Below are 6,457 nucleotides of genomic sequence, written 5' to 3' on the forward strand. Positions count from 1 at the left end.
GACGCGCCGCCTCAGAAACCGGACCGGTCCGGTTCCCCGACGTCGGTCTGGCCCCCGCGACGGGCGATGCCACGCCGCGCCGCCGAGGTGAGCAGCCTGATCCCCAGCCCGAGCACCACCAGGTTGAGCAGCATCTGCGCGGTCACCAGCAGCTTCATGCTCTCGGTCAGCGCCACGATGTCACCGAACCCGACGGTCGCGAAGACGGTCACGGTGAAGTACAGCGCGTTGACGTGGCCGAGGGGGCTGGAGAAGCCCGCCGGGTCGTTCTGGGAGTTCGCCACGTAGATCCGGGCGAAGATCAGCAGGTAGACGGTGACCAGCAAGGCCAGGGCCTCGATCGCCCGCAACACGGGGTACCTCGACCGGATGATGGCCGGCACCTGGGCGCCGACGATCGCGGCGAAGACCAAGAGCTGCAGGACCAGCCACCCCACTCCGAAGCCGCTGCCCGGGTGCCTCGTCGGGACCAGGAAGTACGTCGCGCAGAGCAGCGACACCGTCAGCACGACCCTGACCACCATGAAGAGTCCGTGCGCCCAGACCTCTCGTCGGGGAGCCGCGACCCAGGGCTGGCTCATGCTGCGCACCTTCCGGCATACATCGCCGGACCCGCCTCCCCCCACGTGGGTGATCGGTGGCGCGCCGCCCGGGAGGAACGTGGCTCAGGCCGCGTCGGGAGTCCACCGGACGACGAGCAGGGCGACGTCGTCCTCCTGCTCCTCGCTCGCCATGGCACCCAGCAGCCGGTCGCAGAGGAGGTCGAGGTCGGTCGTCCCGGGAGCCATCTCGGCGAGCAGCCGCTCCAGTGCCTCGATGCCTTCCTCGATGTCGCGGTCACGGCGCTCGACGAGCCCGTCGGTGTAGAGCACGAGGGTCGCCCCGGCCTGGAGCGCGACCACGCCTTCATGGCGGGCGGCTGCGGGGTCGAAGCCGAGCAGCAGGTCGTTGGCGTCGGCGTCGGCGAGCCGGGTGACGGTCCCGTCGTGGTCGACGAGCAGCGCCGGCGGGTGCCCGGCATGTGACCAGCGCAGCAGGACCTGGGCCGAGCCGTTGCTGGCCGGGCCCACCTGCTCGAAGCGGGCCACGACCGCGGTGGCGGTGGTCTCGAGCTGCAGCGACTGCATGACCGTGTCGAGGCCGGACAGGATCGCGGCGGGCGCGTCGCCACTGTGCACGGCGATGCCGCGCAGCAGGCCGCGCACCTGCCCCATGGCGGCCGCCGCCTCCACGTCGTGCCCGACGACGTCGCCGACGACGACCACGATGTCCGGTGTCGGGCCCGCGGCGTTGCCCTGCAGGAAGGCGTCGTACCAGTCACCGCCGATGCGGGCCGCCTCGCCGGCGGGGGTGTAGCGGGTCGCGACCTGGAGGCCGCGGCGCTGCGGCGGTGCGGTGAGCATGCTGCGCTGCAGGGCCTCGGAGACGTCGCGCTGCGACTCGTAGAGGCGGGCGTTGTCGAGCGCGAGCGCAGCGCGGGCGCCGATGTCCTCGAGGAGGGACACGTCGTCGGCGGTGAACGGGGTGCGGTGGATGCCGCGGAAGGCGCTGACCACCCCGACCGTGCGGCCGCGGGCCCGCAGCGGGACGACCGTCGCAGAGAAGGGTGCCAGGCGGCGCAGCAGGTCGCGCGCCGTGCCGGGCTCCAGCACCGCCGCCACTGCCTCGGACGCGGAGGACTCCATCAGCACCGGCTGCATCTCCCGGATCGCCTGGGCGAGGTAGGAGCTGTCGGTCATCGCGCGCAGCCGTCGGGCGGCGTACTCGCGCAGGACGTCCTCCATGGCGGGGTCGCGGTGCGACCAGCCGACGTCGCGCAGCCCGCGTCGCCAGTCGGGGGCGTTCGGGTCCTCGACGAGGGTCACCAAGCACCAGTCGGCGAGCTCGGGCACCAGCTGGGTGGCCAGCCGGCTGACGCCCTCGGTGGGATCGAGCGTCGAGGTGAGGGCCTCCGACACCGACGCCAGCAGTGCGAGGCGGTGCGCGGAGCGGTCCAGCGCCTCCTGGGCGTCGCGGCGGGCGGTGATGTCGACGAAGTAGACGGCCAGGCCCTCGGGGGAGGGCCAGGCGCGCACCTCGTACCAGGCGTTCAGCGGCGGTGGGTACCAGGCCTCGAAGGTCACCGGTTCGCCCGACGTGACGGCACCCCGGTAGTTCTCCTCGAAGGCGCTGCCCACAGCGGCGGGGAACGCGTCCCAGATGCTGGCGCCGATCAGGTGGACCCGCGTCGCGCCGAGCAGCCGCTCGGCCTCGGAGTTGACGTAGGCGAAGCGCCACTCGCGGTCGAGCTGGAAGAACGCCGACGACATCGACTCGAGCACGCGACCCATGCGGGCCTCGCCCTCGCGCACCTGGGTGGTGTCGTACGCCGCCCCGACCAGGCGGACGGGCGGACCGTCGGGCTGGTCGGCGAAGGCGTGGCCGCGCGCCTCGATCCAGCGCAGGGTCCCGTCGGGCAGCACCACGCGGTACTCCGCGGCGTAGTCACCGCAGGTGGCGATGGCGCTCTGGAGGGCGTCGGAGACGCGTCCGATGTCGTCGGGGTGCACGGAGCGGCTGAAGGCCTCGATGGTCCCGCCGAAGCTCTCCTCGTCGAGGCCGAAGAGCTCGTGGAGCCGCTCGTCGAAGCGGAGGTCGCCCGTCACCAGGTCCCAGACGAAGGCCCCGACGCCGGCGGCGTCGACGGCGAGGCGCCACGCGAGGCGGTCGCTCTCCGCGTCGAGGACGGACCGAGAGGTCGGCGGCGGGGCGTCGTCGTCGGTCACAGGTCCTTCTCATGCCAGCTCATGCCAGGTCGGCGGCCCACGGTCCTCGAGGCACCGCTCAGGGTGTCACACGCGCGGGCGCGGCGCCGCCGAACGAGGAACCTCAGGGCCGCCTGGGGACGACCTGCGCGGCGGGCGGGAGGTCCTCGACGTCCGCGGCCGCCGCGGACAACGGGTCGGCGGGCAGCTGGGCGACCTGCTCGCGGCACCACACCGACACCGTGCGGCTGCCGTCGAGGACGGCGGCGCGGAACGCCGCCCACGGCTCCCACCGGGCGTCGGCGACCTCGTCGGGGTCGGCGGAGACCGTCCCGGCGGCGGACCCGACGAACACCGGGCACATCTCGTTCTCCACGACGCCGTCCTGCTCGGCGCGGTAGCGGAAGCGGGGCAGCACCAGCCGCAGGTCGGTGACGGTGGTGCCGAGCTCCTGCTCGACGCGGCGGCGTACGGCGTCCTCGAGCGGCTCGCCGGGCGCCGGGTGGCCGCAGCAGCTGTTGGTCCACACGCCGGGGAACGTGCGCTTGTGCATTGCCCGCTGGGTCACCAGCACGTTGCCCGCGTCGTCGAAGAGGTAGCACGAGAAGGCGAGGTGCAGCGGGGTGTCGGCGTGGTGGACGCCCGCCTTGTCGGCGGTGCCGACGGCCTGCCCGTCCTCGTCGAGCAGCACCACCAGCTCGGGCGTGACGGTGTCGGTCGTGCTGGTGGCGTCGGTCGTGGTCATGCGGGCCTTCCCACGGGTCGGGCGAGCTGGTTGACGGCGGTGTCGAAGAGCCACGGCAGCCTCGACGCTGCCGGGACGAGGCGCCTGCGGACGGCGGAGTGGGCGGTGGCCCGCAGGAGGGCGTGCGTGAGGAGCTCGTGGCGCAGGCCCAGTCGGCCGGCCAGCCGGTCGTAGCGCTCGGTGCGACCGTCGGCGATGCACGCGACGGCCACGCGCGCCTGGGCCAGGCCGAGGGCGATGCCCTCGCCGGTGAGGGCGTCGACGTAGCCCGCGGCGTCGCCGACGAGGAGGACCCGCCCCGCCGACCGCGAGCGTGCGCGCTGGCGCAACGGTCCCGCGCCCATCACCCGCGTGCGCGGACCGGTGAGCCGCTGCTGGAGCAGCGGGAAGTCGTCGATCAGCTCCTCGAAGCGCGAGCCGGCCGCGCCGAGGACGGCCACCCCGACGAGGTCGTCGTCGACCGGGGTCACGTAGGCCTCGGCGCGCGGCGACCAGTGCACCTCGACGTACGACGACCACGGCGCCTGCTGCACGTGGCAGCGCAGCCCGAAGCGGCGCCGGCCGGCGACGGGCACGTCGAGCCCGACGAGGCGGCGCACCGGCGAGTGCAGGCCGTCGGCGGCGACGAGGTGTCGGGCCGGCTCTCCGTCCACGAGCAAGTGGTCGCCGGCATCGTCGACACGGGCCACGGGGCGGGGGTCGATGGCGATGCCGGCGGCGGAGACCCGCTCGGCCAGCGCGTCGTGGAGCACGGTGCGGCGCACGCCGCGTCCGGGCCCGCGGGCGAACCTCGCCGTCGCCCCGGGACCGTCGGTCGAGCCGTCGAGGTAGCGGATCCCGGTCAGCTCGCGACCGTGCGGGTGGACGTCGAGGGCATCCAGCTCGGCGACGGCACCGGGCATCAGACCCTCACCGCACGCCTTGTCGATCGGGCCGGTGCGGGGCTCGCGCACGACGACGGAGAGCCCGGCGCGGTGGGCGTGCAGCGCCGCGGCGAGGCCGACCGGACCGCCGCCGGCCACCACGAGGTCATGCACCGGCGGCCTCCGTCCGGGGCTCGGTGGGCGCGTCGGCACGCGGCAGGGTGGCGAGCGCCGCGTCCTCCACCCGGATGCGTACGACGAGCAACGCGGCGTTGAGGACGGTGAAGACCAGCGCAGTGATCCAGGCGGCGTGCACCATCGGCAGCGCGATCCCCTCCACCACGACGGCGACGTAGTTGGGGTGGCGGAGGAACCGGTAGGGCCCGGACGTCACCGGTGCCATCCCCGGCACGACGATCACGCGGGTGTTCCAGCGCGGGCCGAGGGTGGCGATGCACCACCAGCGCAGGGCCTGGGACGCGATGACGAGCGCGAGCATYGACCACGCCAGCAGGGAGGGCACCTGCGGCTGCCGGATCCACGCCTCCGCCAGCGCGCCGACCAGCAGCGCGGTGTGCAGCACGACCATGAACGGGAAGTGCCCGAGGCCGTGCTCGACGCCGCCGCGCTCGCGGCTCCACCGGGCGTTGCGGGTCGACACCACGAGCTCGGCGACCCGCTCCAGGCCGACGAGCGCCACCAGGACGGTGAACGCGACGAGCCCGGTCACGACGCGGCCCTCAGCAGGACGAGCTCGGAGCAGAAGCCCGGTCCCATCGCCATCAGGACGCCGTGGCTGCCGGGGGCGGGTGGGCGCTCGCGCAGGGTGTCCTCCAGGACCTGGAGCACCGACACCGACGACAGGTTTCCCACCCGGGCCAGCGACTCCCAGGTCAGCCGGACGGCGTCACGGGGCACCTCGAGCGCCTCCTCGAGCGCCTCGATCACCTTGGGGCCGCCGGGGTGGCAGACCCACCAGCCGATGTCGGCGCGGGTGAGCCCGTGGTCGGCGAGGAAGGCGTCGACGTCGCCGCGCACGAAGCGGCCCACGAGGGTGGGCACCTCCGCGTCGAGCACGATGCGCAGGCCGTTGCCCGTGACGTCGAAGCCCATGGTGCGCTCGCTGTCGGGGTAGAGCCGGCTGCGCGAGTCGAGGACCTCGACCGGTCCCGGCCGACCGGACCGGCCGGACTCCCCGACCGCGACGACGGCCGCCGCCCCGTCACCGAAGAGGCCGCTCGCCACGAGGTTGGGTACCGAGGCGTCGTCGCGCTGCACGGTCAGCGAGCACAGCTCCACGGCGATCAGCACCGCCGTGTGGTCGGGGTGGCCCAGGAGGTAGTCGTGGACGCGGGCGATGCCGGCGGCCCCGGCCACGCAGCCGAGCCCGACCAGCGGCATCCGGCGCACGTCCTCCCGCAGCCCGACCTGGGCGGCGATGCGGGCGTCGAGCGAGGGCACCGCGAGCCCGGTCACCGTCGCGGTGACCACGAGGTCGACGTCGGACGGGGTGAGGTCGGCGGCCTTGAGCGCGTCGACGAGTGCGCGGGAGCCCAGCTCGACGGCGTGCTCGATGAAGAGGTCGTTGGCGTGCCCGAAGTCGCCGAGCCCGGCGTACTCGTCGAGGGGGAGGACCGTGTGCCGTCGCTCGACCCCGGCGTTGGCGTGGAAGCGGCGCAGCAGCGACCGGTCGAGGCTGCGCTCGGAGATGAACTGTCCGAACGCCTCGGTGATCTCGGCCTGCGGGTGCGAGTGGGGCGGCAGTGCGCCTCGTACGGAGAGGATCCTCATGTCAGCCACCTCGGGGTGTGGGGGTCGAAGGCAGGTCAGGTGCGGGCCGGTCTGGTCGGTCTGGTCGGTCTGGTCGGCCTGGTCGGGCCAGGCTGCGCAGCAGCCCGCCCGCCAGCCGGGCGTCGATGCGGCCGTCGCCGAGGCCGAGCTCGACGAGCGCGTCGAAGGCGTGGCGGTCACGGCCGGCGGCGTGGATCCCGGCGTCGACGATGCGGGGCGACTGCGCCAGCCGCGACGCCGCCCAGGTGTGCCGCAGGTGGGAGCCCAGCAGGGCGCGTACGACGCGGCGGTGCTCGGCGCCGGCCCCCGCGGGC

The 6,457-nt window shown here is 74.2% G+C and carries 6 protein-coding genes and 1 pseudogene; all 7 read right to left on the minus strand.

Features of this window, described 5'->3' with window-relative positions; translation table 11 throughout:
* Positions 1-11: 11 nt before the first annotated feature.
* A complete protein-coding gene (locus tag ACXJKB_RS03915; protein WP_457185603.1) occupies positions 12-581 on the minus strand; it encodes an ion channel in 570 nt (189 codons plus the stop codon).
* An 84-nt stretch (positions 582-665) separates the two neighbouring features.
* Positions 666-2,765: a SpoIIE family protein phosphatase gene (locus ACXJKB_RS03920; RefSeq protein WP_457185605.1), complete on the minus strand. Its 2,100-nt coding sequence runs from the start codon at positions 2,763-2,765 to the stop codon at positions 666-668.
* A gap of 103 nt (positions 2,766-2,868) precedes the next feature.
* Positions 2,869-3,489 carry an isopentenyl-diphosphate Delta-isomerase gene (idi, locus tag ACXJKB_RS03925; RefSeq protein WP_457185607.1) on the minus strand — a complete coding sequence of 207 codons (621 nt, stop codon included), beginning with the start codon at positions 3,487-3,489 and terminating at the stop codon, positions 2,869-2,871.
* The gene (locus ACXJKB_RS03930; protein WP_457185609.1) at positions 3,486-4,526 is read right to left on the minus strand and encodes an NAD(P)/FAD-dependent oxidoreductase; all 1,041 of its coding nucleotides are present in this window, start codon (positions 4,524-4,526) and stop codon (positions 3,486-3,488) included. Before ACXJKB_RS03930 ends, idi begins: the two co-directional genes overlap by 4 nt.
* Complete coding sequence (locus ACXJKB_RS03935) at positions 4,519-5,082, minus strand: isoprenylcysteine carboxyl methyltransferase family protein (protein WP_457185610.1); 564 nt, start codon at positions 5,080-5,082, stop codon at positions 4,519-4,521. The genes ACXJKB_RS03930 and ACXJKB_RS03935 overlap by 8 nt, the downstream gene beginning before the upstream one ends.
* Entirely contained in the window at positions 5,079-6,143 is a 1,065-nt protein-coding gene (locus ACXJKB_RS03940) for a type III polyketide synthase (protein ID WP_457185612.1), read from the minus strand. The genes ACXJKB_RS03935 and ACXJKB_RS03940 overlap by 4 nt, the downstream gene beginning before the upstream one ends.
* Before the next feature lies 1 nt (position 6,144).
* Positions 6,145-6,457 (minus strand): annotated as a pseudogene (locus ACXJKB_RS03945) (hypothetical protein); the annotation flags it as partial.

It is taken from the genome of Nocardioides sp. P5_E3, assembly GCF_054049275.1.

What these genes read in the sequence shown, in the direction of transcription:
- idi (WP_457185607.1), bottom strand. Translation starts at nt 3,489, where the DNA reads ATGACCACGACCGACGCCACCAGCACGACCGACACCGTCACGCCCGAG.
- ACXJKB_RS03915 (WP_457185603.1), bottom strand. Translation starts at nt 581, where the DNA reads ATGAGCCAGCCCTGGGTCGCGGCTCCCCGACGAGAGGTCTGGGCGCAC.
- ACXJKB_RS03940 (WP_457185612.1), bottom strand. Translation starts at nt 6,143, where the DNA reads ATGAGGATCCTCTCCGTACGAGGCGCACTGCCGCCCCACTCGCACCCG.